At 64.2% G+C, this 26,593-nt stretch carries 29 protein-coding genes; 20 read left to right on the top strand and 9 right to left on the bottom strand.

Features of this window, described 5'->3' with window-relative positions; genetic code table 11:
* The first annotated feature begins 2 nt into the window (after positions 1-2).
* Entirely contained in the window at positions 3-1,088 is a 1,086-nt protein-coding gene (locus tag AQZ50_RS00290) for a DUF1214 domain-containing protein (RefSeq protein WP_067741047.1), read from the top strand.
* 34 nt (positions 1,089-1,122) lie between these two features.
* Here the strand turns inward: AQZ50_RS00290 and AQZ50_RS00285 are convergent, their stop codons facing one another.
* Positions 1,123-1,815: a hypothetical protein gene (locus AQZ50_RS00285; RefSeq protein WP_067741044.1), complete on the bottom strand. Its 693-nt coding sequence runs from the start codon at positions 1,813-1,815 to the stop codon at positions 1,123-1,125.
* A 146-nt stretch (positions 1,816-1,961) separates the two neighbouring features.
* Here AQZ50_RS00285 and AQZ50_RS00280 point away from each other — a divergent pair, with 146 nt between their 5' ends.
* A complete protein-coding gene (locus AQZ50_RS00280) occupies positions 1,962-2,762 on the top strand; it encodes a sugar phosphate isomerase/epimerase family protein (protein ID WP_067741041.1) in 801 nt (266 codons plus the stop codon).
* Here AQZ50_RS00280 and AQZ50_RS00275 read toward each other — a convergent pair whose 3' ends face one another.
* The 8 genes from AQZ50_RS00275 to AQZ50_RS00240 all read right to left on the bottom strand — a co-directional run bounded on the left by AQZ50_RS00275 (position 2,763) and on the right by AQZ50_RS00240 (position 10,178).
* On the bottom strand, positions 2,763-3,725 hold the full coding sequence (locus AQZ50_RS00275) for an aldo/keto reductase (protein ID WP_067741039.1): 963 nt from the start codon (positions 3,723-3,725) through the stop codon (positions 2,763-2,765). It lies immediately after the preceding gene.
* Positions 3,726-3,738: 13 nt separating this feature from the next.
* On the bottom strand, positions 3,739-4,272 hold the full coding sequence (locus AQZ50_RS00270; RefSeq protein WP_067741036.1) for a nuclear transport factor 2 family protein: 534 nt from the start codon (positions 4,270-4,272) through the stop codon (positions 3,739-3,741).
* Positions 4,273-4,276: 4 nt separating this feature from the next.
* Positions 4,277-4,825, bottom strand: coding sequence for an SRPBCC domain-containing protein (locus AQZ50_RS00265; protein WP_231730029.1), 549 nt, complete (start codon positions 4,823-4,825; stop codon positions 4,277-4,279).
* On the bottom strand, positions 4,822-5,595 hold the full coding sequence (locus tag AQZ50_RS00260; protein WP_067741033.1) for an SDR family oxidoreductase: 774 nt from the start codon (positions 5,593-5,595) through the stop codon (positions 4,822-4,824). Before AQZ50_RS00260 ends, AQZ50_RS00265 begins: the two co-directional genes overlap by 4 nt.
* Positions 5,596-5,616: 21 nt before the next feature.
* Complete coding sequence (locus AQZ50_RS00255) at positions 5,617-7,074, bottom strand: FAD-dependent oxidoreductase (protein WP_067741031.1); 1,458 nt, start codon at positions 7,072-7,074, stop codon at positions 5,617-5,619.
* 83 nt (positions 7,075-7,157) lie between these two features.
* Entirely contained in the window at positions 7,158-7,988 is an 831-nt protein-coding gene (locus tag AQZ50_RS00250; RefSeq protein ID WP_067741029.1) for an alpha/beta fold hydrolase, read from the bottom strand.
* A 19-nt stretch (positions 7,989-8,007) separates the two neighbouring features.
* Complete coding sequence (locus tag AQZ50_RS00245) at positions 8,008-9,144, bottom strand: acyl-CoA dehydrogenase family protein (RefSeq protein ID WP_369801362.1); 1,137 nt, start codon at positions 9,142-9,144, stop codon at positions 8,008-8,010.
* 284 nt (positions 9,145-9,428) lie between these two features.
* A complete protein-coding gene (locus tag AQZ50_RS00240; protein WP_067741027.1) occupies positions 9,429-10,178 on the bottom strand; it encodes an SDR family NAD(P)-dependent oxidoreductase in 750 nt (249 codons plus the stop codon).
* A 395-nt stretch (positions 10,179-10,573) separates the two neighbouring features.
* On the opposite strand from AQZ50_RS00240, the gene AQZ50_RS00235 reads away from it, so the two are divergent.
* The 18 genes from AQZ50_RS00235 (at position 10,574) to AQZ50_RS00150 (ending at position 26,587) form a co-directional block, all read left to right on the top strand.
* On the top strand, positions 10,574-11,335 hold the full coding sequence (locus tag AQZ50_RS00235; RefSeq protein ID WP_067741024.1) for an SDR family oxidoreductase: 762 nt from the start codon (positions 10,574-10,576) through the stop codon (positions 11,333-11,335).
* Between the two features lie 5 nt (positions 11,336-11,340).
* Positions 11,341-12,264 carry a VOC family protein gene (locus AQZ50_RS00230; protein ID WP_067741021.1) on the top strand — a complete coding sequence of 308 codons (924 nt, stop codon included), beginning with the start codon at positions 11,341-11,343 and terminating at the stop codon, positions 12,262-12,264.
* Positions 12,265-12,266: 2 nt separating this feature from the next.
* The gene (locus tag AQZ50_RS00225; protein ID WP_369801348.1) at positions 12,267-13,157 is read left to right on the top strand and encodes a CoA transferase subunit A; all 891 of its coding nucleotides are present in this window, start codon (positions 12,267-12,269) and stop codon (positions 13,155-13,157) included.
* Positions 13,157-13,951: a CoA-transferase subunit beta gene (locus tag AQZ50_RS00220; RefSeq protein ID WP_067741018.1), complete on the top strand. Its 795-nt coding sequence runs from the start codon at positions 13,157-13,159 to the stop codon at positions 13,949-13,951. Before AQZ50_RS00225 ends, AQZ50_RS00220 begins: the two co-directional genes overlap by 1 nt.
* A gap of 14 nt (positions 13,952-13,965) precedes the next feature.
* Positions 13,966-14,862 carry an enoyl-CoA hydratase gene (locus tag AQZ50_RS00215; RefSeq protein ID WP_067741013.1) on the top strand — a complete coding sequence of 299 codons (897 nt, stop codon included), beginning with the start codon at positions 13,966-13,968 and terminating at the stop codon, positions 14,860-14,862.
* On the top strand, positions 14,862-15,929 hold the full coding sequence (locus tag AQZ50_RS00210; RefSeq protein ID WP_067741010.1) for an NAD(P)H-dependent flavin oxidoreductase: 1,068 nt from the start codon (positions 14,862-14,864) through the stop codon (positions 15,927-15,929). Before AQZ50_RS00215 ends, AQZ50_RS00210 begins: the two co-directional genes overlap by 1 nt.
* A gap of 10 nt (positions 15,930-15,939) precedes the next feature.
* On the top strand, positions 15,940-16,695 hold the full coding sequence (locus AQZ50_RS00205; protein WP_067741009.1) for an enoyl-CoA hydratase family protein: 756 nt from the start codon (positions 15,940-15,942) through the stop codon (positions 16,693-16,695).
* Positions 16,695-17,840: an acyl-CoA dehydrogenase gene (locus AQZ50_RS00200; RefSeq protein ID WP_067741007.1), complete on the top strand. Its 1,146-nt coding sequence runs from the start codon at positions 16,695-16,697 to the stop codon at positions 17,838-17,840. The genes AQZ50_RS00205 and AQZ50_RS00200 overlap by 1 nt, the downstream gene beginning before the upstream one ends.
* A 19-nt stretch (positions 17,841-17,859) precedes the next feature.
* On the top strand, positions 17,860-18,882 hold the full coding sequence (locus AQZ50_RS00195) for an acyl-CoA dehydrogenase family protein (protein ID WP_067741005.1): 1,023 nt from the start codon (positions 17,860-17,862) through the stop codon (positions 18,880-18,882).
* Between the two features lies 1 nt (position 18,883).
* Positions 18,884-20,035 carry an acetyl-CoA C-acetyltransferase gene (locus AQZ50_RS00190; RefSeq protein WP_067741003.1) on the top strand — a complete coding sequence of 384 codons (1,152 nt, stop codon included), beginning with the start codon at positions 18,884-18,886 and terminating at the stop codon, positions 20,033-20,035.
* A gap of 80 nt (positions 20,036-20,115) precedes the next feature.
* Positions 20,116-20,568, top strand: coding sequence for a nuclear transport factor 2 family protein (locus tag AQZ50_RS00185; protein WP_067741000.1), 453 nt, complete (start codon positions 20,116-20,118; stop codon positions 20,566-20,568).
* 11 nt (positions 20,569-20,579) lie between these two features.
* Positions 20,580-21,485, top strand: coding sequence for an SDR family oxidoreductase (locus AQZ50_RS00180; protein ID WP_067740997.1), 906 nt, complete (start codon positions 20,580-20,582; stop codon positions 21,483-21,485).
* Position 21,486: 1 nt separating this feature from the next.
* Positions 21,487-22,542 (top strand): acyl-CoA dehydrogenase family protein, encoded by a 1,056-nt coding sequence (locus AQZ50_RS00175; protein WP_067740995.1) that lies wholly within the window; start codon positions 21,487-21,489, stop codon positions 22,540-22,542.
* Entirely contained in the window at positions 22,539-23,717 is a 1,179-nt protein-coding gene (locus tag AQZ50_RS00170; RefSeq protein WP_067740992.1) for an acyl-CoA dehydrogenase family protein, read from the top strand. The genes AQZ50_RS00175 and AQZ50_RS00170 overlap by 4 nt, the downstream gene beginning before the upstream one ends.
* A gap of 25 nt (positions 23,718-23,742) precedes the next feature.
* Positions 23,743-24,528, top strand: coding sequence for an SDR family oxidoreductase (locus AQZ50_RS00165; RefSeq protein ID WP_082703315.1), 786 nt, complete (start codon positions 23,743-23,745; stop codon positions 24,526-24,528).
* 2 nt (positions 24,529-24,530) lie between these two features.
* Positions 24,531-24,992 (top strand): MaoC family dehydratase, encoded by a 462-nt coding sequence (locus tag AQZ50_RS00160; protein ID WP_067740989.1) that lies wholly within the window; start codon positions 24,531-24,533, stop codon positions 24,990-24,992.
* A 3-nt stretch (positions 24,993-24,995) separates the two neighbouring features.
* Positions 24,996-25,373 carry a steroid Delta-isomerase gene (locus AQZ50_RS00155; RefSeq protein ID WP_067740981.1) on the top strand — a complete coding sequence of 126 codons (378 nt, stop codon included), beginning with the start codon at positions 24,996-24,998 and terminating at the stop codon, positions 25,371-25,373.
* A gap of 11 nt (positions 25,374-25,384) precedes the next feature.
* Entirely contained in the window at positions 25,385-26,587 is a 1,203-nt protein-coding gene (locus AQZ50_RS00150) for an acetyl-CoA C-acyltransferase (RefSeq protein WP_067742234.1), read from the top strand.
* The last annotated feature ends 6 nt before the right edge of the window (positions 26,588-26,593 follow it).

Here is a 26,593-nt window from a genome sequence, read left to right as displayed (position 1 = left end):
CGATGACACATTCCCAAAGTCATGTCGGCCATCTCGATCATGTCTGGCGCCGGTTCTGCGCCGCGCTGGCCGATGCGGGCGACGTGCTGGCGCGTCCTTCGACTCCGACCACTGCGCTCGATCAGGCGGAAGGGTTGCGATACCTCAGCCGTCTGACGCGCACCGCGCTCAATATGCTGGTCGACAGTGCCGACCCCGATTTCCCTCGCCTGTTCATGCTGTGCGACGACAAGATCAAGATCGGCGCCGACAATCCCGACAATATCTATCAGCAATGCGTCGTGCGCCCGGATTGGGAATACCGCATCACCGGCCGGCGCAACAGCGTTCCCTATTTCTCGATCGGCAGCAAGGCCAACCGTTATGCCATCGACGGCACAATGGCCTCGACCGGCGAAATCGAATTTGGCCAGATGGAATTCGGCTCCGACGGCAGTTTCGAAATCATCGTCAGCCGTAACCCGCATCCGGGCAACTGGCTGCCCATGGCCGACGACACGTCGCTGCTGATTGTGCGGCAGACGTTCGACGACAAGCATCGGCAACGCCCCGCCGATGTGCGGGTCGAACGCATCGGGCCGGGCGCCGATGTGCCCGCGCTGCTCGATCCGGCGACGATCGAGCGCCAATTGGTGGGCGCGGCAGCCTGGGCCCGGGGCACGGCCAACACTTTTGCCAACTGGTCCGAATGGTTTCAGGGGCAGTCGAACCGGATCTATGACGGCGACCAGTCGGTGTTCTGGAAAGCGGGGGGCGATCCCAATATCTGGTACGGCCATTTCCATTACGCACTGGCCGAGGGCGAGGCGCTGGTGATCGAAACGCCGGTGCCCGAATGCCGCATGTGGAACCTGCAGATCGACAACTGGTGGATGGAGTCGCTTGACCATATCCACCAGAAAGTGTGGATAAACAATTCGATGGCCCAATATGAGGCCGATGGCAGCGTGGTTGTGGTCTGTGCCGACCGCGATCCCGGCTGGGGCAACTGGGTCGATCTGGCCGGGCATCGCAGCGGCACCGGGCTGTGGCGCTGGATCAACGCCAGCGAAAACCTCGTGCCAAACATCCGGATCGTCAAACTGTGACCGGTTTGCGGGACCGCCAGGGCCCGCGCCGGGGTCAGAGCTCGACTACCGAGAGGATATGGCTGGCACGATCCGGAAAGATGTAATCGAATTCGAAAACCATGTTTTCGCCCAGTTGCCCCGCGCGCACGAGGTCGGTTTCGACAAATACCTGCACGCCCGCGCTGCCATAGGCATAGCGCGCGGCATTGCCGAACACGGGTGAGGCGTCGAGCCGCACGTCGACTTCGGCATCGCCCCGCCGCGCCCGGTTCATGCCGACATGGATGCGGCCCTTGAACGCGGGGTCGGACGCTTCGAGTTCGCGCAAGGCCTGTACCAGCGCTTCGAGTTCTTCGAGCGTGGGCACGAGAAAGCCGAAGTGAAAGCTGGCTTCGAAATCTTGCGCCATCATCGCGCGATAGCCCTTTACGGCATCATCCTCGTGGTCGGTGCCGACATGCAGGGCCTGATGGATCGCCTCGATCAGCCGCGCCTGGGGTTCGGGCAGGCACGACAGATAAACGATGCCGTCGCCACGCGCATAGTGCTCGCGGTTGGCGACAAAGCGATAGAAATTGCCATTGGGCAAGGGCAGAACCTGCGTTTCGACCAAGCCCATCACCTGCAACAAACGCGAGGCGAGCGGACCTTCTTCGGGCTTGCCATAATGCAGCGCCAGATGGCCCATTGTCAGGCCTGGTGCGGATACCGGGTTCGCTGGGCGATCGGGGGCCATTGTCGCCATTCTGTTTGATCCTCTCATGCGCGGTAAGTGGATACTGACATATCATGCGTATATAAAAAAGGCAAAGGAAACGCATATCACCTATCGTGATTGCGGCGGGGTTCTATATGCGCATATAAGGCGCAATATCCTGAAAGGATACGCAGATGCGGCGAGTGTCGCTGGATCATATTACCGTTGTCGATGCCACCCCCGTGCGACTGGTCGAACTGGCCCGGGCGACGGGGTGCGACGGGATCTGCCTGTTCATGACCTCGATGGATGTCCTGCCGCTGATGCCGCACTTCGACTGCGTCGGTGACTTGCGCCAGCGCGGCGCGATGAAGCAGGCCATGGCGGCGCACGGCGTGGCGCTTGACCTTGCCTATCCTTTCACATTGGCGGGGCGTACGGACGTGGCTGCGCTTGCCCCGGCGCTCGAATGTGCGGCAGATCTTGGCGCGGGGCTGGTCAATGCCCTGGTCTATGATCGCGATCCGGCGCGGCGGGTCGATGTGTTCGGCCGGTTCTGCGATCTGGCGCGCGCGCATGGCCTGAACGTCGCGGTCGAATTCTATCCGCCCAGCCAGATCCCCTCGCTTGGCGCGGCGCTCGATCTTGTCGGCCGGATCGGGCGACCCGGCGAAGTCGGGATCAACGCCGACCTGCTGCACCTGATGCGTTCGGGCGGGACCGTGGCAGACCTGGCCGCCGTACCGCCCCGCACTATCCTCTATGGCCAGGTCGCCGATGGCCTGCGCGAGGCGCCGTCCGATCCGGTCCACGAAGCCTCATCGCAGCGCCTGTTGCCGGGCGAGGGCGCGTTTGACGTCGCCGGGTTTGTCCGTGCGCTGCCGGCGCATTGCCCGATCAGCGTCGAAATCCCGCGCGATGATGCAGTAGCCGGACAGCGCGCGCTCGACCGCGCGATGCTTGCTGTCACAAGACTTCGTGCGGTTCTTGGCTAATCAGGCGTTCCGCAACTGCGCCAGTTCGTCGGCGGTCAGCACAAGCGCCGCCGCCTTGACGCTGTCGCGCACCTGGTCGGGGGTGGAACCGCCAAAGATCGGGATGGTCTGGTTGGGCTGGCTGGTCAGATAGGCCAGCACGACGTCATTGAGCGACACATCGTGCGCGCCGGCAAGGGCCTGCGCCACGGCCAGCCGCCGGTCGTTGACCGGATTGCCGTAACGGTCTGCCAGCGTACCCAGTTCGGCGCCATTGGCGCGTTTGGTGAAATAGCCTCCCGATTGTGCGGCATAGGCGACAATCGGCAGCCCGGCCGCGTGGAGCGCTTCGTATTCGCCCTCGTAATAATGCACATAGCCTTGCGCCGCCGCCGCCGCGACATCGGGCACGGCCAGACCCCAGAATGTTTCCGAGGCGACAAAACCGGGCTTGCCGAGCGAGGCGGCATAGGCGTTTGCGGCCGCAATCCGCGCGACGCTCCAGTTCGACGCAGCGAAATGGCGCACCCGTCCGGCTTCGCGGTGGCCGATCAGCGTGTCGATGATCGGTTCGACCGGGCTGTCGGGGTTGTCGGTATGGACGAAATAGAGGTCGATCGTATCGAGCCCGAGGTGATCGAGGCTTTGTGCAAGATCGGCGGTGATATCCTCGGGCGTGACGCGATTGCGGTAATCGCCGACGCGCATGTCGAAAAAGCCGCCCTTGGTGGCGATCACGAAATCGTCGCGACGCCGGCTCTTCAGCCATGCCCCCACCGCACGTTCGCTGGCCCCGACCGGCGCATCGGGCACCCAGTCGCCATAGGACCGGGCGGTGTCGATGAAATTGCCGCCGAGCCCGGCAAACGTGTCGAGGATGGCATTGGACTTGCCCTGGTCGAGCATCCAGCCGAGCATGTTGGTGCCATAGCACAGCCTGCTGACCGAGAGATCGGTCTGGCCGAGCGTAATCTTTGGAAGCATGGCGAAATGGTCCTTATTGGTCCCAGTGGATCAGATGGCTGATGTCGGTGCGTTCGTGTGGCTTGCGCCCGGTCGTGGCGAGCCGCTGCACGCTGACCTGTCCGCCCGTGGCGCTGAATTTGGTCAGCACTTCGATCACCCGGTCGTACCAGGTGGCCTCGATCTTCCACACGCCGCCCTCGCGGCGATAGCGGTCGGTGTAGATCGCGGTGCCAAAGGTGTGAGCGTCCTTTTCCAGATCGATGAACACGTCCTGCAAGGTCCAGATGCCGGTGGCGCTGTTGTCGCCCGTCACCGTGATTTCCGGCATCAGGCCGATGTGCATGGCCGCTGCGCCCGAATGAAACGCATTGGCGAGGAATTCGAGCATGGCGGCGCGCCCGGAGAGCGAAACCTTGTACGTTCCGCCGTTGTAGGTGACCGCAACATCCTCGGTGAACAAATTCGACAAAAGCGCGGCATCGCCGGTGTCGATCCCGCGGAAATAGCGGTGCTTGAGTACCTTGATCTCTTCGATGTCGGAAAGCTGCTGCAGGCTGAAGGTCATTGGCTCAGGCTCCCTGTTCGGCAGCGAACAGCTCTTCTGCGCGGGCTTTCAGCGCCCGGCCGCTATCGTCGAAGGCGCGCTTCACCCATGGCCCGGCAAAGCGGAAGACATGGATGCCGTTGGCGCCGAGAAAGGCGTCGGTGGAAAAATAGCGGCACGACGTCGGCCCGGTCGCCTCGATCACCTGATCGCGCCGCGCCGGATATGGCCAGAAATCGCTGTGCGGCAATTCCCACGAAATCATGCGTTCCGGTTCCAGCGCGCAGATATATTCGCAATTGGGCACCAGACTGCCGGGCGCGGCATAGTTGACCAGCTTCATGTGCACCGCCGCGCCCATTTCCAGCGTCGATTCCGCGCGCACGCAGAACGGGTTCCATTCGTTGTAGCGCGGCATGTCGGTCAGCACCTGCCACACCACGCGGGCGGGGGCGGCGATCTCCACCGTTTCGCTGATCGTGACAGCCTCCGGATCAAGACCCGAGACCGGGTCCTGGGCCAGCGAGGGATGGTGTTTCATCCAGTCGGGCAGCATGGGTTCTCTCCCGTTCACGCCGCGACCCAGTCGCCGCCGTTGACGTCGAGCATCGCGCCCGTGATTTCCGAGGCATGGTCCGACAGCAGGAAATAGACCGCCTTGGCGCAATCGGCGTCGGTCGGGATATGGCCGACCGGAATTTCCGAACCGCGCTGTTTCAGAAACGCGGCGCCCGCTTCCGGGCCCATGGAATCCGCAAACCCCTGCAAGGGCGCGCCCATCATCCAGCCCATCAGCGCGGTGTTGACGCGGATGCCGCTGCCGGCGAATTCGACCGCGAGGTGACGGGTCATGTGGTTGAGCGCCCCTTTGGCCATGCCATAGCCACCTTCGCCGGGCATCGGCTTGCGCGTGCACAGCGTCGAGATATTGACGATCGAACCCGACCTTTGCGCCTTCATGGCCGGGTAAGCCGCCATGCTCATGCGCAGCGCACCTGCCGCAGCGACATTGAACGCCTGTAGCACCTGGTCGATGTCGTGTTCGATCAAGGGGCCCCAGTCGGGATGGAAATAGGCCGAATTGACCAGCCCGTCGATCCGGCCCCAGGTGTCGAGCGCGGCCTTGGCGGCGGCGTGGCACTGATCCATCTGCGTCACGTCGAGCGGTACGGCGATCGCTTCGCCACCGGCTGCGACGATCTCGTGCGCCACCTCTTCGATCGCGGCCCTCGATCGCGCGGTCACGACGACTTTCGCGCCTTCCCGTGCCGCGCCGCGACAGGCGGCCTTGCCCATGCCGGGCCCGGCGCCGGTGACAATCACCACCTTGTCCTTGAGGATCATGCTGCTCTCCCGTTTCTGGTCTTATGTACCCTGCGCCGCCTCGCGTCCGGCCTGCCGCCCGAAAAAGGTGCAGTCGGCCAGGCTCAGGCCCGACGAATAGCCATGCCCCCATGCGGGCAGGCCCGACGTACAGCGACCGGCGGCATAAAGCCCGGGGATCGGTAGCCCTGCGCGGCTCAACACTTCGCCGCAGGCGCTGGTTTTCAGCCCGCCCAGCGTGAAGAAGCTGAAATAGCTGATCTCGAAATTGAGCTCCAACGCCACGAACGGCGACTGATCGAGCGGGACGAGGATCGGCACCTGCTTGTCGAACAGCGGATCGCGGCCTTCGCGCGCATGGCGGTTATAGACATCCATCGTCGCCGACAGCGTGCCGGCGGGCATTTCGAGTTCCGCCTCGACTTCGTCCCAGGTCGCGCCCGTGGCGGCGATGGTGATCCCCGCCAGATCGAGCGGTTGCGAGAAATGGGCGTTGTCGAGCAGGAGATAGACCTTGCCCCCAGGCTGATCGATCGCGCAGCGACTGACCCGGCCGTGATAGCAATCCTCGTTGATAAAGCGTTGCCCCGCGACATTGACGAACACGCCGTGCGCCTGATCGGCGGGGATGGTCCAGGGGCAGGTGGTAAAGAACTGATCCATGTGAACGGCATCGCCGCCGACCGACACGCCCAGTTCGATACCCGTCCCGTCGTCCTTGTCGCCGATCGGGCTGTTGACGCGAAAGCTGTCGGGGCAATATTTGCGCCGCATGCCTTCGTTGAAGACAAAGCCGCCGGTGGCCAGCACCACGCCCCGGTTCGCCCGCACGAACCGGTCCTGATTGTCGATCCGCACGACGAGTCCGGCCACACGGTCGCCGTCGGTGATCAGCGCCACGGCGCGGGCATCGACCTGAATATCCGTGCCCAGATCGCGCGCGCGGCGTTCGAGAATATCGACCAGCGGGCGACCGCCGCCCCAGCCCATGTGCTGAATGACATGGCCGCGCGGCGCGGGCCTCGCCTTCAGCCGGAATGGCGTGGCAGCTTCGCTGCCCGACCAGATCAGCGTGGAATCGTCGGTCGGTTCGATGACTTTGCCGGGCAGGAAATTGCCGCGATAGGGTACGCCCTGGTCCTTGAGCCACTGGTAATGCGCCAGCGCTTCGCGGCCATAGAGTTCGCATTTGGCCTCGTCGGCGCAGGGGCCGCCCGCCAATTTCAGATAGGCGGTGAAATCCTCGACCGTGTCGTCGAACCCCGCCGCGATCTGCGCGTCGGTGCCACCGCCGATATAGATTTCCCCGCCCGACAGCGCCGAGGCGCCGCCGCTGCCCGAAGAGCGTTCGAACAGCATGATCTTTGCCCCCGCACCGGCCGCCTCGATGGCCGCGCAAGCCCCGGCTGCGCCGAACCCGACAACCGCGACATCGGTGGTGAAATCCCAGTGCGGCACGTTCGCCAGGGCGAGCGGCTGATATTGGGAATAGGACGGCATCGGCGTTCCTCTCCATTGGCGCCGCGCCCTGTCGCCGGGCGTCGGCCGAACCTGTTCAGGCGCTTCGGGCTTCGTTGATTCGATCAGCGGTGGGAATCGAGGAAATCGATCGCGTAGGCGTTGAACTCTGCGGCGCGTTCGACCTGCACCCAGTGCCCGGTGCGGCCAAAGGTCATGGCGCGCACATCGGGGCAATGGTCGAGGAACAGGCGCGCGTGCGCTTCGGGACAGAATTCGTCGTTGAGGCCCCACAGGACGAGGATCGGTTGTGCGATTTCGCCCAAACGGGGGGACAAGTCGGGAGTGCGCATGCGCACCAGAACGTCCTTGGGCTGGGTGCGTGCGACGGCAAAGCGTTCGGCGATCAGCGCGTCGGAGATGTTCGGCGCAAAATCGGGGTGGACCAGATTTGAAACCAGCCGCTTCTGTTCGGCCAGATTGAAATCGGGGCCGCCGAAATTCGACACCATCCTGGCGATGCCCGGCATGACGAAATAGGATTCGCGCTCTGCCACGCAGCCCGGCGCCATCAGCACGAGATTGCGTGCGAATTCCGGGTGGTCGAGTGTCAGCAGCAGAGCGATGCCGCCGCCCAGCGAATTGCCGACCAGGCCGGCGGCGGAAATGCCGTGCGCCAACAGGGCTTCGTAAACGGTGTCGGTAAACAGTTGCAGCGTATAGTCGATGCCTTCGGGCTTTGACGAGGCGCCATAGCCGATCAGGTCAGGCAGGATCACGCGGTATCCGGCACCGACAAAGGCATCGATGTTCTGACGGAAATTCGAAGCACCCGAAGCGCCCGGGCCGCTGCCGTGCAGGAACACGAGTGCAGGAGCGGCTGCGTCGCCGGCTTCCTGAATGTGAATGTCATAGCCACCGCTTACGCAATAGGTGGCAGAGCGCAGTTCAGCCATGGCTCTGGGGTCCCGGTTGTCAAAGGAAAGTGAATGTCGGCGCCTGGCCAAGAATACCCCCGACAAGATCCTGCGTGCGGTTGTTGGGATCGTTGGCGACATGGGCGCGTCCGGCATGGAGGTCGAGCCAGGGCTGAATGATCGGGCTGGAGGTGTAGATCGCCCGCCCGCCGAGCAATTCCATCATCCCGTCGACCAGTTCGGCCATGCGCCGTACCACGCTCGATGAATTGTAGGCATAAAGCGTGCGCTTTTCCATCGGGATGGCCTCACCCCGTTCGGCATGGCCCATCAGGTCTTCGAAGGTCAGGTGCAGCGTCTGCTCCATCTCCGTGACCTGGGCATGGGCCTTGGATATTGCGGCCAGCAGGAACGGGTCGCTTTTCGATGCCTTGCCGGTGTTGGTCGACACGCGATTTTGCGCGATCTCGATGGCCGCATTGATCGCCGCCCGCGCCCCGCCGAACGCGGCCGTCGAGACCGAGCGCATGAACACTTGCGCCCAGGGCAGGGTATAGAGCGGCCCCGGATTGGTTTCCTGCCCCGGATTGGTGCACAAGAAGCCATCGACCGAGCGGTGCGTGCGATAGTCCGGCACGAACACGTCGTCGACGATCACGTCATGGCTGCCGGTGCCTTGCAGCCCGAACACATGCCAGGCATCGCGATCGATGGTGTAATCGCTGCGCGGCAACAGGAATGCGCGCATGTCGGGCGCACCGCCCGGCTCGGTCGGCGGCACCAGCGCGCCCAGCACGACCCATTGGCAATGCACCGATCCGGTCGAAAAACCCCATCGGCCCGACAGGCGGAAACCGCCGTCGACCACGGTGACCTTGCCGACCGGCTGATAGCTCGACGACACCAGCGTCGAAGGATCGCTGCCCCAGACTTCGGCCTGCGCCGCTTCGTGGAACAGCGCGATTTCATAGGGGTGGCACCCCACCACGCCATACATCCAGCCGGTTGACATGCAGCCTTCGGCCAGGGCTTTCTGCACTTCGTAGAAGGCATTGGGATGCATTTCGAACCCGCCCCAGCGCCGGGGCTGGAGGATGCGGAAAAATCCGGCTTCCTGCATGTCCGCGATCGATTCCGCCGGTACGTCGCGATCGGCAACGCAGCGCGCGGCGCGCGCGCGCAGCGCCGGGATCATTGCCCGCGCGCGCGCGGCCAGATCTTCTGCTGTCGGGCCGGTTGCTGTCTGGCCCGTTGCTGTCTGGCCGGTGTCGCCCGCCGCGACGAGAGTGGCAGGTGTTGCCATTGCTGGTGATCTCTCCCTTGCATCAATGCCGTGATGCGTCGACTCGTTGCCGCACATTTTATGATCATTCGTAAATTTGAATGCCACCTGATACGCAAATCGTCAATTGAAAACCGCAAAGTCTTTCGAAAGCGCGGTTCCTGATCGACCTGTTGGCCGCGCATGGCGGCGTGCGATCAGAACGTGCGCGTCTGGCCGCCGTCGACCATCAGCGTCTGCCCGGTAACATAGCTCGCAAGATTGCTGGCGAGGAACACGGCCGAGGACCCGATGTCCATTTCCGGATCGCCGATGCGGCGCAGCGGAACCCTGCTGATCTGCCCGGCATAGGCCTCGGGAAAATGCTGGCGCCACATTTCGACGCCGGGCGACAGCGCAAACGGGCAGATCACGTTCACCCGCACGCCGTGTTCACCCCATTCGATTGCCGCCGTCTTGGACAGCGACCGGATCGCTTCTTTGGCCGCGCCATACGACGCTTGCGTCGGCATGCCCTGGATGCCCGCGCCGCTGCCGAAATTGATCACCGAGCCGCGCGATGCGACGAGATGAGGAAACGCGGCCTTCATCAGCAGGAAGGTCGGCCAGAATCCGGTATCAAAGGCCAGGTTCATCGCCTCGGTCGAGGTGTCGATCAGCGGCATTTGCGCCGAGGCCTGCGCCGCGTTGACCAGCGTATCCAGCCGCCCGAACCGCCGCACGGCCTCGTCGACGATGCCGGGCAGGGCGTCGCGATCGGCAAGATCTACGGCCATGAAATGGACCGGGCCCAGCGCCCCGAGTTCGGCGGCGGTAGCTTTGCCCAGTTCGACCTCCCGGTCAACGATCAGCACGCTGGCGCCGGCCTTGACCATGGCGGTGGCCACCCCTTTGGCCACGCCGCGCGCGGCGCCGGTGATGATGGCGGCGGTGTCTTTCAGCAGCATACCCTGTTCCCCTGTTGATTTTACCGTTTGCGTTTTGCGATGTCGCTAAAAAACCACATTTCACCTTGAATGTGAATATGAAACTGCCATTTGCGTATTATTATGATAATTTGCCGACGAGTTATCGTGCGCAAGGCGGATTGGTCGAGGCAGAGGGCAGGGCGCGCCGTCAACGGGCGCGTGGCCGGTCTTTGGCTGCGCAGGCCGGGTCAAATTATTTTTGCGGTTTCTGGCTGCACGCGTAATTTTAAAAGCTATGAGGTACGCAAATCATCAATTGAAATGCATCAATGCCTTCGATATAAGCAAATTCGAATCCGGCGCAGGACCGAAAATCAAGACTGCGGAAACCCGGTGAAGGTGGGAGAGGGCGCCCCGTGCAGGGCAGGAAAATCATGAATCCAGCCATTGATCTTGATGGCCGCGTGGCCATCGTCACGGGCGGCACCCGGGGTCTGGGGCTGTGCATCGCGATGGCGCTGGCGGATGCCGGTGCGCGTGTGGTGGTCTGTGGCCGCAACGCACCCGATGCCCTGCCCGAAGGCATCGCCTTTCGCGCGGCCGACATCCGCGATCCCGAACAGGCCAAAGGGCTGGTGGATGGCGTCGCGGCCAAATTCGGTCGGCTCGACATCCTGGTCAACAACGCCGGTGGATCGCCGCAGGCCGCCGCAGCAGACGCCTCGCCGCGGTTCTTCGACGCGATCCTGAAGCTCAACCTGCATTCGGCGATGTACATGGCGCAAGCCGCCCATGCGCATATGCAGGGCCGGGGTCACGCCAGCATCGTCAATATCGCCAGTGTCGCCGGGGTTCGCCCTGCGCCGATGACGGCGGCCTATGGCGCGGCCAAGGCCGGCCTGATCAATCTGACGCAGAGTCTGGCCCAGGAATGGGGCCCGGTCGGCATCCGCGTGAACGCTATCATCGCAGGCCTGATGCAGACCGAAAACGCTGCCGAGACATATGGCGATGCCGAGGCGCAGGCGGCGATCGGCCGTTCGATGCCGCTGCAGCGCATGGGCACCGGCGACGATATCGCCGGCGCGGTGCTCTGGCTGTGTTCCGACCTTGCCGGTTGGGTCAGCGGCGCACGCATCAATGTCGATGGAGGGGGCGAGCGACCCTACTTCCTGGACCTCGTGAAAGGAACCTGAAAACCATGGGGATCAAGGCGCTCGGCTATGTCGTCATCGAGACGGCGAAGCCCGCAGAGTGGGACCGTTTTCTGACGGAGTTCGTCGGCGTCATGCGCGCCGCCGATGCGCCCGACGGTGCCGCGCTGTATCGCGTGGACGACCGCGTGTTCCGCCTGCGCATCCAGCCGGGGACGCGCGAATGGTTTGTCGCGGCCGGTTATGAAGTGACGGACCGGGCCACGCTCGACACGCTGGCGGTGGCTGTTGCGGCGGCGGGGCGTCCGGTGGAATGGGCCAGCGCGCAAGAGGCCGCCGGACGTGGCGCCGAGGCGCTGTTCCACACCACCGACCCGGCGGGCAACGGGCTTGAGCTCTATTGCGGCGATGCGCGGACTGCGGACCCGTTTGTTTCGCCGATCGGCGTGCCCGGTTTCGTCACCGGTGACATGGGATTGGGCCATGCGGTGTTTTCGGCGCCCAACTTTGACGAAACCATCGCGTTTCACCGCGATGTGCTCGGTTTCCACGAAACCGACATGCCGCGTTTCAATCTGTTCGGCCCCGATGGTCCGTCGATGGGCTTTGCCTTTCTCCATGCCGACAACGGGCGGCACCACTCGATCGCATTCGGCGAAGGGCCGGTCCCGCCGTCGGGCGCGGTGCATATCATGCTCGAACTGCCGACACTGATCGAGGTGGGCAAGGCGCACGATCGCATGAAGCGGTTCGCTTATCCCGAAAGCGCGACGCTGGGCCGCCATGTCAATGACGAGACGACCGGCTTTTACGTGCAGACCCCTGGCGGCTTCGATCTCGAGATCGGGTGCGACAGCCTGATCATCGACCCGTCGAGCTGGGTCACCACCCGGCACGAAGGGATCAGTGTGTGGGGTCACGAATGGGCCTGGCAAAAGGCCATGAAAGACCAACAGGGAGAACAGGCGTGACCGTGACCAACGGTACCCTCGATAAACGGATGAGCGCGGCCGATATCGTGGCGCAACTGTCCGACGGCATGACGCTGGGCATCGGCGGATGGGGCCCACGCCGCAAACCGATGGCGCTGGTGCGCGAAATCCTGCGTTCGGACCTCAAGGATCTGACGATTGTCGCCTATGGCGGCGCCGATGTCGGGATGCTGTGCGCTGCGGGCAAAGTGAAGAAGCTCGTCTTCGCGTTTGTCTCGCTCGATGCCATCCCGCTGGAACCCTGGTTCCGCAAGGCACGCGAGGCGGGCAGCATCGAAGTGCTGGAACTGGACGAAGGCATGTTCCAGTGGGGCCTGAAGGCTGCCGCGTTCGGCCTGCCGTTTCTGCCCACACGGGTCGGCCTTGGGACCGATCTTGCGGAGCTGGGCGGATTGAAGACGGTGTCCAGCCCTTATGCCGATGGCGAAACGCTGATCGCGATGCCCGCGCTGAAGCTCGATGCGGCGCTGATCCATGTGAACCGCAGCGACTGGCGCGGCAATGTCCAGTTGTTCGGCGCCGACACGTATTACGACGAATGGTTTGCCAAGGCGGCGGCCAGGTCGTTCGTGTCGTGCGAGGAACTGGTCGACCGGATCGAGGACCATTATCCCGAAGACGCGCAGGCCCAGACTTTCGAACGCTGTTTCGTGACCGGCGTGGTCGAAATCCCCTGCGGCGCGCACCCCGGTTCGATGCCGCCGTTGTACGGTTGGGATTTCAAGGCGCTCAAGGCCTATGCCGATGCCGCAAAAGACCCCGGCGACTGGAACGCGGTGAAAGACCGCTTCGTGGGCGCCGACGAGGCGCAATACCTTGCATCCTTTGGCGGAAAGGAGGCGGTGGCGGCTCTCCCGCTTCCGATTTTCTGATGACCGACGTAACTCTTGCAGAACTCTGCATTTTCGCCGCCTCAGAGGCGTTTTGTGGCAATGGCGAGATCATCGCGACCGGCGTGGGCCCGATCCCGCGTCTGGGCGCGAGCCTCGCCAAGCTGACGCACAGCCCCGAACTGATGATGACCGATGGCGAAGCCTATCTGGTCGAACAGCCGGTGCCGCTGGGGCCGCGCAAGTACGATGACCGCAAAAAGGCCGGCTATCTGCCGTTCAGCCGGTTCTTCGACAGCGCGGTGTGGACCGGGCGGCGCCATGCCATGGTCACCCCCACGCAGATCGACCGCTTTGGCCAGATCAATCTGTCGCGGCTGGGTGGCACGCATCAGCAGCCCAAGACGCAGATGCTGGGCGTGCGCGGCTTTCCCGGCAACACGATCTATCACCCCAATTCGTTCTTTTTTCCGCAGCATTCGACGCGCGTCTTTGTGGCGGGTGAAGTCGACATGATTTCGGGCGTCGGATACAATCCGGCGCGGCGCGTGCCGGGCGGCAACTATTCCGGCGTCGATCTGCGCCGCATCATCACCAATCTGTGCGTGATGGATTTCGGCGGTGCAGACCACGCCATGCGGGTCGTTTCGCTGCACCCGGGCGTTACCTTTGACGCGGTGCAGACGGCAACCGGGTTTGCGCTCGAACGGCTCGAAACCTTGCCCGAAACCGCTTTGCCCACTGCCGACGATCTGGCGGTGATCGCCGCCCTCGATCCGCACGGGATACGGGCCGGCGTGTTCAAGGACAATCCGCCCGCACGTCCGGCAGCATGAGAGGAGACGCGCACATGAGCGATCTGGTCGAACCCAAAGCCGTCGAGATCACCTACGAGACCGACGAACCGGTCCGCTATGAGGTGATCGACCATGTGGCCTGGATCACCATGAACCGGCCGCAGTTCAACAATGCGCAGAACGGGCAGATGACTTATGCGCTCGATGATGCGTTCATGCGCGCGACGCAGGATGACGATGTGCGCGCAATCGTGCTGGCGGGCGAGGGCAAGCATTTTTCCGCCGGTCACGACATCGGCACCCCGGGGCGCGACCTGCACCATCAGTTCGACAACCGGCTGATGGTGGCAAAGCACGTCAACAAGCCTGCTGCCGAACTGCTCTATACACGCGAACAGGAACAGTACCTCGGCATGTGCCGACGCTGGCGCGATGTGCCCAAGCCGACGATTGCCATGGTGCAGGGCGCCTGCATCGCCGGCGGGCTGATGCTGGCATGGGTGTGCGACCTGATTGTCGCCAGCGAAGACGCGTTCTTTCAGGATCCGGTCAACCGCATGGGCATTCCCGGCGTCGAATACTTTGCGCACGGATTTGAACTGCCGCCGCGCGTTGCCAAGGAATTCCTGATGCTGGGCGAACGCATGACCGCGGCCCGCGCCGAACAGTTCGGCATGGTCAACAAGGTCGTCCCGCGCGAGAATTTGCGTGAGACTGTCAGCGGCTGGGCAGCCCGGCTGGTGGCGCAGCCGCGTCTTGGAAACTGGCTGACCAAGCAGGCGCTGAACCACGTCGAGGAACTGCGCGGCAAGCGTACCGCGATGGATGCGGTGTTCCACATGCACCATTTCGCCCATGCCCAGAACGATCTCGTGCAGGGCAATTCGATCGGCGGACTGGGTGCAAAGGAAATGGCCGCCGCCAACAAGAAACAGGCCGGCGAAACCTGATGACCGATCCCTTGTGCACTGTACTGACCGAGCGGCTGGGCTGCCGGGTTCCGGTGATCCAGACCGCGATGGGCTGGATTGCCGAACCCTCGCTGGTGATCGCCAGTTCCAACGCCGGGGCGTTCGGCTTTCTCGGCGCGGCGGTGATGACGCCCGATGAATGCCGGGCCAAGATCCTGGCCGTGCGGCAGGGCACCGACCGCCCGTTCGGGGTCAATTTCCATTCGTTTCAGCCGGGCGCCGACGCGATTGTCGACCTGATCCTGGCCAACCGCGAACAAGTGCGCGCGGTCAGTTTCGGGCGCGGGCCCAATGCGAAGATGATCGGGCGTTTCAAGGATGCGGGCATCTTGTGCATTCCCACCGTCGGCGCGGTGAAACACGCGCAGAAGATGGTTGAACTCGGCGTCGACATGGTCACCGTGCAGGGTGGCGAAGGCGGCGGGCATACCGGGTCGGTGCCGACCACCGTGCTTTTGCCGCAAGTGCTCGACGCGGTGCAGGTGCCGGTGATCGCGTCGGGCGGCTTTGGCGACGGGCGCGGGCTGGTGGCGGCGCTGGCCTATGGCGCGGTCGGCGTTGCCATGGGCACGCGGTTTCTGCTGACGCGTGAAAGCCCGGTGCCCGAGGTGACCAAGGCCGCCTATCTCAAGGCCGGGACCGACCAGATCATCGTCACCACCCGGCTCGACGGCATTCCGCAGCGGATGGTGCGCACGCCCCTGCTCGACCGCATCGAAAAGTCGGGCCCGATCGGCATGTGGCTGCGCGCGTTCGAAGCCGGGCGTGAGATGAAGCGCCAGACCGGCGCGTCATGGCTCCATTTCATCAAGGCCGCGCGCGGCATGACAGGGCACGGCGATGTGCCGCTGCGCCAGGCGATGATGGCCGCGACAATGCCGATGCTGATCCAGAAAGCGGTCGTCGACGGCGATATTGCGCATGGCGTGATGGCCACCGGCGTTGTCGGCGGCCGGATTACGGAAGTGCCGAGTTGTGCCGAACTGATCGAGCGCATCATGACCGAAGCGCGCGCGCGCCTCCTCGCGCTGTGCGCGCCCTGTTGAGGAACCGACCATGCCGATTACCCTGACCGTCCGGGACCGCATTGCCGAAATCGTGTTCGACGTGCCGCCGGTCAATGCGTTCGACAGCGAAACCTGGATGTCGATCCCCGCGCTGGTCCGCGAGGCGGCCACCAATCCCGATGCCAATGTCGTGCTGATCCGCGCGGCGGAAACCGCACGCGGGTTTTGCGGCGGCGTCGATATCAAGGAAATGCAGGCCCATCCCGAGCGCATCACCGTGCTCAACCGGGGCAATTTCCTGACTTTCAAGGCGATTCACGAGGCCGAGATCCCGGTCGTTGTCGCCGCACACAAGTTCGTGATCGGCGGCGGCATCGGTATCTGCGGCGCGAGCGACGTGATCATCGCCGCCGACGATGCGTTCTTTTCGCTGCCCGAGGTCGATCGCGGGGCGATGGGCGGGGCGAGCCACCTGTCGCGGATGTTGCCGCTGCACAAGGTCCGCGCCGCGTTCTTCACCGGCGGCACGATCCCCGCGCAAGAGGCCTATCGGCTGGGCGCGGTCGAAAAGATCGTGCCCCGCGCCGATCTGGTGGCCGAAGCGCGCGCGTTTTGCGCAGTGATCGCGGGCAAGAGCCGCAAGGCCCTGGTCATTGCCAAGGAAGCGCTCAACGGGCTCGAACCGCGCGATGTCGATCGCGGCTATCGCTGGGAACAGGGCTTTACCCTGGAAATGTACATGCATGACGACAGCCAGAAGGCGCGCGACGCCTTCGTCGAAACCGGCAAGGCGGCGGCGTTCTGATGCAGCTGTCCTATACGCCCGAACAGCAGGCCTTTCGCGCCGAAGTGCGCGCCTGGCTTGAAGCGCATGTACCGGCGCACCCGCTTGAACACTACGACGCGACGCGCGCCGGATTCGAGGCGCACCGCGCGTGGGAAGCCACGCTGAAATCCGGCGACTGGGGTATGGTCACCTGGCCGAAGGAATACGGTGGACGCGGGCTCGATCTGATCCAGTGGCTGATTTTCGAAGAGGAATACTATCGCGCCGGGGCGCCGGGGCGGGTCAACCAGAACGGGATCTTCCTGCTCGGCCCCACCTTGATGGAATTTGGCAGCGATGACCAGAAGGCGCGCTTTCTGCCGCCGATGGCAAGCGGCGAGGAAATCTGGGCGCAGGCCTGGTCCGAACCGCAGGCCGGGTCCGATCTGGCGGGCGTTCGCGCGACCGCGCGGCGTGATGGCGACGAATATGTGCTCAATGGCCACAAGATCTGGTCGAGCCGTGCCGCTTTTGCGGACTGGGCGTTTGGCCTGTTCCGCGAGCCGGGCAGCGAGCGGCACAAGGGCATGAGCCTGATCTTCTTTCCGCTCGATGCGCCGGGCGTCACGCGCAATCCGATCCGCAAGATCAACGGGCATGTCGGCTTTGCCGAGATTTTCCTCGATGACGTGCGTGTGCCCGCGTTCAACCGGCTCGGCGACGAAGGGGAGGGCTGGCACATCTGCATGGCGACGGCCGGCTTTGAACGCGGCCTGATGCTGCGTTCGCCGGCGCGTTATCAGGTCGCAGCGGCGGCGCTGGCCGACTTGTGGCAAGCGCGCAAGGACCGCGCCGACCCCGCGCTCGAAGCAGACGTGGTACGCGCGTTCATGAACGCCGAAGCCTATGCGCTGAACATCTACCAGACCGCATCACGCCTGATTGCGGGCGCGAAGATCGGGCCGGAGGCCAGCACCAACAAGATCTTCTGGTCGGAAATGGACATCCATCTCAACCAGACCGCGCTCGCCATTCTCGGCCCGGAGGCAGAGCTTTTGCCCGAACCGGGCGGGCACGACTGGCTCGATGATTTCATCTTTTCGCTCGCCGGTCCGATCTATGCCGGATCGAACGAGATCCAGCGCAACATCATCGCCGAGCGCATGCTCGGCCTGCCGCGCTGAGCGGGGAGGGACACGGCCCATGGACTTCACTCTCAGCGACGAACAGGTCATGTTTGCGCAAACCGCTGCCACCCTGTTTGGCGACACGTGCACGCCCGACCATTGGCACCGGATGATGGAACAGGACACGGCCTTTGACGCCGGGCGCTGGGCGCAGATCGTCGAAAACGGCTTTACCCTGTTGCTGCTGCCCGAAAGCGCGGGCGGGCTGGGCCTGACCGAGCTCGACTTTGCCCTGATCGCGCAAGCCGCCGGCTATGTCGCGCTGCCCGAGCCGCTGGTCGAAAGCGCCGGGATAGCCGCGCCGATGCTGGCCGCGCTCGCGCCCGACCATGCCCTGTCGGCCGATCCGGCAGCAATCATCGCCATCGCGCCCGCGTGCAACCCGGTTGTCGCCCATGCCGACGTGGCCGATGCGATCCTGATGGAACAGGATGGCCATGCCTTCCTCGTCCTGCCGGATCAGGTCACGCTGATGCCCGCCGCGACGATCGACCCGCTGCGCCGCCTGTTTCGCGTGACGTGGGATCCGGCCCGTGCCGAGGATCTCGGCCCCGCAGACTGGACGCTCGCGCTCGACCGCGCCGCCGTGTTCGCCGCAGCGCAAGCGCTGGGGCTGGCGCAGCGCGCGGTCGATCTGGCGGTCGCCTATGCGAAGGATCGTCAGCAGTTCGGCAAACCCATCGGCAGCTATCAGGCGGTCAAGCATCACCTGGCCAGCGCACAAGTGGCGATCGAATTCGCCCGCCCGGTGGTGATCGCCGCCGCCGCCCAGATCGGCCAGCGCGACATCTTTGCACAGGCGCGGATCAGCCATGCCCGCCTTGTCGCGACGGAGGCGGCGGACAAGGCCGCCCGCGCCTCGATCCAGGTGCATGGTGCGATGGGTTATTCGTGGGAAGTGGACGTCCACTTGTTCCTCAAGCGCGCCCTGGCCTTGTCGGGAAGCTGGGGAACCTCCGCTTTCCATCGTGCCCGTGTGGGCACCCGCCTGTTCACCCGGCCCACCGGGCCGGACCAGACTTTTGCCAGAGAGGCCTGAGATGCCCGAAGCCTATATCATCGATGCCATCCGTGCCCCGGTCGGTCGCAAGAAGGGCAGCCTTGCCCATCTGCATCCCGCCGATCTTGCCGCCCATCCGATCCGGGCCCTGATGGCGCGCAACGCGTTCGATCCGGCGCTGGTCGAAGATGTGGTATGGGGGTGTACCGAAACGATCGGCGGCCAGGCCGGCGATATCGGCCGGACCGCATGGCTGGTTGCCGGTTTGCCCGAAGACGTGCCCGGCGTGACCATCGACCGGCAATGCGGCAGCGCGCAGCAGGCGGTTCACTTCGCCGCGCAAGGCGTGATGAGCGGTACGCAGGACATCGTCGTTGCCGGTGGCAGCCAGGCGATGAACCGTATTCCGATCATGGCGGCGATGATTGCCGGCCAGACGTATGGTTTCGACAGTCCGTTCGTCGGCTCGACGGGCTGGGACGCGCGGTATGGCAACGAGGAAGTGAACCAGATCCGTTCGGCCGAGATGATCGCCGAAAAGTGGGCCATCAGCCGCGAGGAACTGGACGCCTTTTCCCATGCCAGCCACATGCGCGCGCAAGCCGCGACCGAAGCGGGCTGGTTCAAGGCCGAAATCGCGCCTTTGGCCGGGCTTGATCGTGACGAGACGATCCGTCCGGGCACCACGCTGGAAGGGTTGGCCTCGCTGAACCCGGTGCGCGAAGGCGGGCGGGTGACGGCCGGCAACGCCAGCCAGAATTCCGATTGCGCCGCCGCGCTGCTGATTGCGAGCGAACGCGCGGTAAAGGAGCACGGGTTCAGGCCGCGTGCACGCATTCACCACATGTCGGTCCGTGCCGACAATCCGGTGTGGATGCTGACCGGCCCGATCACCGCCACGCGCTATGCCCTGAAGAAGTCGGGCATGAAGCTGGAAGATATCGACCTGTTTGAATGCAACGAGGCGTTTGCCTCGGTCACTCTGGCGTGGATGAAGGAACTTTCGATCCCGCACGAAAAGGTCAATGTTCAAGGCGGCGCGATTGCGCTCGGCCACCCGATCGGTTCGACCGGCGCGAAGCTGATGACGACGTTGCTCAACGCTCTTGAACGCACCGGCGGCCGCTATGGCCTGCAGACGATGTGCGAAGGTGGCGGGCAGGCCAACGTGACGATCATCGAGCGGCTCTGACCCATGGCGAGCCATACCAAGCCTGTGGCTTCGCTGCCGTCCTGTCGCCGGAATTCGCTTGTCCAGGCGGAGGGCAGGGCATGAGCCCCGAAACGCAGATCACCAACCTGCTGTATCGCTATGCCGAATTGATGGACGCGGGCGAACTGGAAAACGTCGCCGCGCTGTTCGATCACGCGGAGGTGACGCTCGGCGGCGGGCGCGTCGTCCATGGCGCCGCGCCGCTGCTGGAACAATGGCGCGCCTTTGTGCGTATCCATCCTTGCGGTACGCCGCGCACAAAGCACGTCATTACCAACGCGATTGTCGAAGTCGATGATATCGCCGGCACTGCCTCGTGCCGCTCGACCTATACCGTATTTCAGCAAACCGGGGCGCTGCCGCTTCAGGCGATTTGCGCCGGACGCTATCATGACACGTTTGTGCGCGCGGATGGCGCGTGGCGCTTTGCCACGCGCGACTATTCGCTGCTCGACATGGTCGGGAACCTTTCGCAGCACTTGCTGCTGCCGGTTCCCGCGCAAGCCAATTGAAGGAGAGAACCGTGGGCATCTGCGACAATCGCACTGTCATCATTACCGGCGCCGCAGGCGGGCTGGGCCGGGCCTATGCGCTGGCCTTTGCCGCCGAGGGCGCCAACGTCGTGGTCAATGACATCGGTACGTCTCTGGGTGGCGAAGGGCGCGATACGAGCGCCGCCGACGCCGTGGTGGCGCAGATCATCGCCGCCGGTGGCAAGGCGGTGGCCAATTACGAGGACATCACCGACTGGGACGCGGCAAAACGGATCGTCGATGCGGCGCTGGCCGCGTTTGGCGACTTGCACGTGGTGGTCAACAACGCCGGGATCGTGCGCGACCGCATGTTCGTTTCGGCCACGCCCGACGAATGGGACGCGACCATGCACGTCCATCTGCGCGGCCATTTCTGCCTCAGCCGCCACGCGGTCGATTACTGGCGCGGCAAGCAGAAAACCGGTGGCCAGCCCGATGCGCGAATTATCAACACGTCGTCGGGCGCCGGGTTGCAAGGTTCGATCGCGCAGGCGGCCTATGCAACGGCCAAGGGCGGGATTGCGGCGCTGACGCTGGTGCAGGCGGCTGAACTGGGCCGCTATGGCATTACCGCCAACGCGCTCGCCCCTTCGGCGCGCACGCGCATGACCGAGCAGGCCTTTGCCGACAAGATGGCGACGCAGGACGCCACCTTTGACGCGATGGACCCGGCCAATGTCGCGCCCACCGTCGTTTGGCTGGGCAGTGGCGAAAGCGCCGATGTCACCGGCTGCGTCTTCGAACTCGAAGGGGGCAAGATCATGCTGGAAGACGGGTGGCGCGAAGGCCCGTTCGTGGATCGGCGCGCGCGCTGGAACCCGGCGGAAGTCGGCGAAGCGGTCGAACGGCTGCTGGCCGAACGCGTGCCGCCGCGCAAGGTGTGGGGGACTGCCTGACATGGAATTCGCCTTTACCGACGAACAGCGCATGATCGCCGAGACCGTGCGCGGTTTCTTCGCCGAAAACGCCACCAGCGAACGCACGCGCAAGGCGATGGCGGGCGACGGGCTCGACCGCGCGTTGTGGAACGCCTTTGCAAGCGATCTGGGTCTGACCGGGATTGCCGTGCCCGAGGACCACGGCGGCGCCGGGCTCGGCATGATCGAACTGGCGCTGGTCGCCGAAGCCGCCGGCGCGCAAGTCGCCGCACTGCCGCTGCTCGGCCATGTCATGGTCGGGCAGGCCATCGCCAAAGGCGGCAGCGAAGAGCAGAAGGCCGAATGGCTGCCTCGCCTCGCCGCCGGAGACATGATTTCGACCACGACCTGGGCGGCGCGGGCGAGCGCGGCGGATGGTCGGTTGTCGGGTACGTTTTCGTTCGTGCCGCATGGCGCAGTGGCCGATCTCCTGCTCGTTTATGGCGGGAACGATGCCTGGCTTGTCGATCTGAAAGGCAAAGGTGTGGCCATTACGCCCCATGTCACGCTGGACCAGACGCGCCCCCTTGCCACCGTGGTCCTGACCGATGCGCCCGCCGAAGCGCTGGAAGATGGTGACGCCGCCATACCCGCTGCGCTGGCTGCCGGGTGGATCTGCCTTGCCGCCGAAGCCTTGGGCGGGGCGCAGGCCGCGCTTGACCGCACGGTCGCCTATGCGCGCGAACGCGTCCAGTTCGGTCGCCCGATCGGCTCGTTCCAGGCCTACAAGCACCGTCTTGCCGACATGATGATCGAGATCGAACAGGCGCGCTCGGCGGTCTATTGGGCGGCCTGCGCGGTCGACGAGAATTCCGACGAGACCGCGATTGCGCTGCACGCGGCCAAAAGCTTTGCCGCCGACACCTATTTCATGTGTGCGGGCAACATGATCCAGCTCCAGGGCGGGATCGGCTTTACCTGGGAACACGACGCGCACCTGTTCTTCAAGCGCGCGCGTTCGATCCAGACCCTGTTGGGCAATGGCACCTACCACCGCGAAGCTGTCGCGACGATGATCCTGGGAGGCGCAGCATGAAGCTTGGATTTTCGCCGGCCGAAGAGCTGTTTCGCGCCGAATGCGCCGACTGGTTGCAGGCGCAGATGGCAGGGCCCTTCAAGGATATCAAGGGCATCACCACGCTTACCGCCAAGGCGGAGCGGCGCAAGGAATGGGAACAGCACCTGGGCGAAAACGGCTGGTCGTGCATCGGCTGGCCCAGCCAATGGGGCGGGCGCGACGCGACGCTGGCCCAGCAGGTGATCTTTGCCGAGGAATATGCCCGTGCCGGGGTGCCGGGCCGGGTCAACCATATCGGTATCGAACTGGCCGGTCCGACCATCCTCACCTTTGGCAGCGAAGAGCAGAAGCAGCGCTTTTTGCCGGGCATCGCGGCTGGCAAGACGATCTTTTGCCAGGGGTTTTCCGAACCCAATGCGGGGTCGGACCTCGCATCGGTGCGCACCAAGGGGCGGCTGGAGAATGGGGAGTGGGTGGTCAACGGGCAAAAAATCTGGACCAGTCTGGCGCACATTTCCGACTGGATCTTTGTCATCACGCGGACCGAGGAAGGCTCGAAAGGCCCCAAGGGCCTCACTTTCCTGATGATGCCGATCGACCAGCCGGGCATCGACGTGCGCGGCATCACCCAGATCAATGGCGATGCCGAATTCAACGAGACATTCTTTACCGATGCCCGTTGCCCGGCGGACAGCCTGATCGGCAGGATCGGTGATGGGTGGAAAATCGCCATGGGCCTGCTTGCGTTTGAACGCGGCGTGTCCACGCTTGGCCAGCAGATGTCATTCCGCAACGAACTCGATGCGCTGATCACGGCGGCCAGGGCCAATGGCACGGCGCACGATCCGCTGATCCGCCAGCGTATCGCCAAAGCGGAAATCGGCCTGCGCCTGATGCGCTATGGGGCGCTCCGCATGCTGTCCAACACCGACCATTCCGCGATCGACGGCGCAGCGCTGACTTACAAGATCCAGTGGGCGACATGGCGCCGCGCGCTGGGCGAACTGGCGATGGACGTGCTGGGGCAGGCGGGCGAACTGGCCGAAGGCGACGCCTATGAATGGAGCACGCTGCCCAATCTGTTCCTCTTCAGCCGCGCCGACACGATCTACGGCGGCACCAACCAGATTCAGCGCAATCTGATCGCCGAGCGCGGGCTCGGCCTTCCCCGCGAACCGAGAGGCGACCTTTGACAATGCTTGAACCGAGAGGCGACCTGTGACCGTTCCTGTTCCGCCCTATCCAGTCCCGCTCGGCATGCTGAAAGGCAAGAGCGTCGTGATCACCGCCGCCGCCGGCACCGGCATCGGCTTTGCCGTGGCCAAGCGCGCCGCCGAAGAAGGCGCGCGGCTGCTGATCAGCGATTTCCATGAGCGCCGACTGGGTGAAGCCGCCGACCGGATCGCTGCCGAAGTGGGCTGTGAACGCCCGGCGACCTGCGTTTGCGACGTGACCAGCGAGGCGGCGGTACAGGGGTTGCGCGATGCGGCCCTGGCGGCTTTCGGCAAAGTCGATGTGCTGATCAACAATGCCGGGCTGGGCGGTGAAGTCGATGTGGTCGACATGACCGACGAGCAATGGAGCCGTGTGCTCGATGTTACGCTGACCAGCCTGTTCCGCATGACCCGCGCATTCCTGCCGTCGATGTATGCCCATCGCTCGGGCGTGATGGTCAACAACGCCTCGGTGCTGGGCTGGCGCGCGCAGAAGGGCCAGGCGCATTACGCCGCCGCCAAGGCGGGGGTCATGGCCTTTACCCGCTGCACCGCATTGGAAGCCGCCGACCATGGCGTGCGTATCAACGCGGTCGCGCCAAGCCTTGCCATGCATCCCTTCCTGGCCAAAGTGACGACCGAGGAAAGGCTGGCGGAACTGGTCAGGACCGAGGCCTTTGGCCGTCCCGCCGAAGTGTGGGAAGTGGCCAATGTCATGCTGTTTCTGGCCTGTGACCTGTCTTCCTACATGACCGGCGAGATTGTCCCGGTCTCCAGCCAGAGGGCCTGATCATGACGCGCGTCTATGACCGACCCACCGATCTGATCGGACAGGAAGGCACCAAGCTGGGGCCGACCGACTGGCTGGCGATCGAACAGGAGCGGGTCGACGGCTTTGCCGATGTCACCGGCGATCACCAGTGGATCCATGTCGATGTCGATCGCGCCAAAGACGGACCGTTCGGCGGGACCATTGCGCATGGCTATCTGACGATGAGCCTCGCCAATTATTTCCTGCCCCGGTTGATCGAAGTGCGCGGCTTTGCCCATGCGGTGAATGTCGGGGCCGATCGCCTGCGTTTCCTCAACCCGGTCAAGGTCGGCAGCCGCATCCGCGCCACGGGCGAAATCGTTTCGATCGAGGACATCAAGGGCGCGATCCAGTCCGTCGTGCGCGTGACGATTGAAATCGAAGGACAAACCAAACCGGCCTGCGTGCTCGACACGATCAGCCGGTATTTTCCGAAAGTGTGAGCGATGCCAGACCCCAAAGTGATGGAAGCCGCAGTCCATGCCTACGTCGAAGCGTTTGCCAAAAGCGACGCTGCCGGCGTTGCGGCCCTGTTTGCACCCGACGCAACGGTCGAGGATCCGATCGGCAGTCCGCCGCATGTGGGCCACGACGCGATTCTCGGCTTTTACACCGCGTCGATGCAGACCGGGGCGAAACTGCGGCTTGAAGGCCCGGTGCGCATCGCCGGCGATTATGCCGCGTTTGCCTTCAGCGTGCTTCTTCACTGGGACGGCAGCGACAAGCGGGTCGACGTGATCGACACATTCAAGTTCAACGAAGCGGGCAAGGTGACGGAAATGCGCGCCTATTTCGGCCCGACCAATATGCATGGATTTACCTGAAAGGACGCATGATGCGCGAAGCCGCCATTGTTTCCACTGCGCGCACCGGGGTCGGCAAGGCCTATCGCGGCGCGTTCAACGACACCGAGGCACCGGTCCTGTCTGCCCATGTGGTCAATGCCGCGCTCGACCGCGCCGGGATCGATCCGGCGCGGGTCGATGACGTCTATCTGGGCGTCGGCAACCACTGGAACACGCAAAGCTACAATCTGGGCCGCCTGACGGTCCATGCCTCGAATCTGCCCGACAGCACGAGCGGTTTCACCATGGACCGGAAATGTTCGTCGGGGCTGAACGCGATCGCGTTTGCGGCACGGTCGATCATGACCAACGAGATCGACGTGGCCGTTGCCGGGGGCATGGAAAGCATCTCGCTGACGCTCAACAAGCATGCGCCGACATTCCGCAACCGCTCCGAAGCGGTCAAAGCGCACGATCCCTATGCCTATATGGCCATGATCGAGACGGCCGAGATCGTCGCCGAACGCTATGGCATCAGCCGCGAGGATCAGGATCGTTTCGCCGCGCTGTCCCAGCAACGCGCCGCTGCGGCACAAGCCGCGGGCAAATTCGATGACGAGATCGTGCCGATCGCCGTCGCCAAGGCCTTGTTCGACAAGGAAGGCAACGAGACCGGCAAGCAGGACATCACGCTCGCCAGCGACGAAGGCATTCGCGCCGGCACGACCTATGAAGCGCTCGCCGCGCTCAAGCCGGTGTTCCGCGACGGTCTGGTCATCAAGGAGGGCCGGCACGTCACCGCGGGCAACGCCAGCCAGTTGTCCGATGGTGCCTCGGCCCAGGTGCTGATGGATCTGGGCATGGCGCAGCGCGAAGGCTTGCCGGTGCTGGGCCTCTATCGCGGGTTTCAGGTCGCGGGTTGCGGTGCCGACGAAATGGGCATCGGCCCGGTTTTCGCCATTCCCAAACTGCTTGAACGGACCGGGGTAAAGCTCGCCGATATCGGGCTTTTCGAAATCAACGAGGCCTTCGCCAGCCAGGCGATCTATTGCCAGCGCAAGCTGGGGATCGATCCCGAACGGCTCAACGTCAACGGCGGCGGGATCGCCATCGGCCATCCGTTCGGCATGACCGGATCGCGGCTGGTCGGTCATGCGCTGATCGAGGGCAAGCGGCGCGGCGTCAAATATGTTGTCGTGTCGATGTGCATCGCCGGTGGCATGGGCGCGGCCGGCCTGTTCGAAGTGGCCTGACCTGCG

This window comes from Novosphingobium sp. Fuku2-ISO-50, from assembly GCF_001519055.1.
Classification (GTDB): domain Bacteria; phylum Pseudomonadota; class Alphaproteobacteria; order Sphingomonadales; family Sphingomonadaceae; genus Novosphingobium.
The sequence above is the reverse complement of the archived record's forward strand: the minus strand, read 5'-3'. Positions and strand labels throughout refer to the sequence as shown.